Source organism: Actinoplanes sp. NPDC026670 (assembly GCF_040638175.1).
GTDB lineage: Bacteria > Actinomycetota > Actinomycetes > Mycobacteriales > Micromonosporaceae > Actinoplanes.
In genome coordinates this window covers 1-1,304 of the sequence record NZ_JBEZXU010000195.1, presented here as the reverse complement: position 1 = coordinate 1,304, position 1,304 = coordinate 1, and the positions used below count along the sequence as shown (strand labels likewise).

1 protein-coding gene is annotated in these 1,304 nt (G+C 69.9%); it reads right to left on the bottom strand.

What is annotated here, in order from left to right:
* Positions 1-113 precede the first annotated feature (113 nt).
* Entirely contained in the window at positions 114-767 is a 654-nt protein-coding gene (locus tag AB0E94_RS53025) for a C39 family peptidase (protein WP_360344601.1), read from the bottom strand.
* Between the last annotated feature and the right edge of the window lie 537 nt (positions 768-1,304).

Genomic DNA, 1,304 nt, shown 5'->3' with positions numbered 1-1,304 from the left:
GCGCGACCGCCGACCCTGATCCGGACCGGATCCCTGGCGGCGTTGACGAAAAGAAGGGCCCTTGTTGACGCATCGCGTTGACAAGGGCCCTTCTTTCATCCTGGGTGGGTGGGTCAGGAGGTGTAGCCGCGGGTGGCGATCCAGTCGGCGAGGTTGTCGACGTTCATTCGGTAGGAGGCCTGGTTGGGGTTGGCGGAGTCGGCGATGGTGACGGTGTTGCCGTTGTCGCGGTAGCCGACGACGCTGATGTAGTGGCCGCCTTCGAAGGAGTGGGTGTTGCCGTCGGTGTCGGTGGCGGTGCCGGCGATGTTGGCGACGACGGCGTGGCCTTCGTCGACGGCCTTGACGATGTCGGTGCGCAGGGTGTCGGTCTGCTTGTCGTCGGCCTTGGGTGCGCTGATCTCCACCGACCGGTAGGCGTCCTTACCGGTTTCCTTGTTCAGGATGGGGGTGATGTCGTTGATGGAGTTGGTGCCGGCCTCGGTGGTGCCCATCTGCTTGGCCATGGCGTCCATGTCGATGTTCTTGCCCTGCACGCTCAGGGCGTTGCGGGCGGCGGCGGGGCCGCAGTAGAAGAAGTTGGGCTGCGCCTCGTAGCGGACGTTCAGTTCACGCTCACCGTTCTTACGGTCCTGGCTGACCGCGACAGGCTTGCCCTCGCTGGTGGGGGCGGCGTGGGCGGCGGTGACAGGGCCGGCGATGGCGCCGCCGGTGAAGGCGAGGCCGGCCACGGTCAGGGCGGTGTTACGGAAGATGTCGGTACGCATGATGACAAGGCACCTTTCGATCGGGGGTACGGCACACGCGTAGGGGGAGCGGTGTGCTGCGAGAGGGGGGATGTCAGGGAGGGACGCTGCGGTGGCGGGGCCTGCTCGGGGCGTCCGGGGTGTCTCAACGACCCGGGTCCGCCGGGCATTCCACCGGCCGGTCGGGCCACCATTCCACCGGGCCGGTCGGGCCACCCGGGGGGAAGGGGAACGCCTTCGGCGGGCCGGTCAAGCCACCGGGGGGCGCGGCGAAGCGCCTCGGCGGGCCGGTCGGGCCACCGTGGGGGAGCGCCTCGGCTGAGGTGTGCGTCCGGGGAGATGTAACGACGCGAACCCGGCCGGCATTCCGCCAGCGCCCCCGGCCTTCGCCAGTACCCCCGGCCACGCGTGCGGGCCAGGTCGAGGGGTTCACGCGCTCACATGGCTACAACGCCCCGCGCCCCGGACCCATGCCCACCGCCTCGGTGACCCCCGCCACCACAAACCCCGCAAACCGGGTATCTCTCCCGCCCCCTCCCGCCCCACCCGCCACGCCCC

What these genes read in the sequence shown, in the direction of transcription:
- AB0E94_RS53025 (WP_360344601.1), bottom strand. Translation starts at nt 767, where the DNA reads ATGCGTACCGACATCTTCCGTAACACCGCCCTGACCGTGGCCGGCCTC.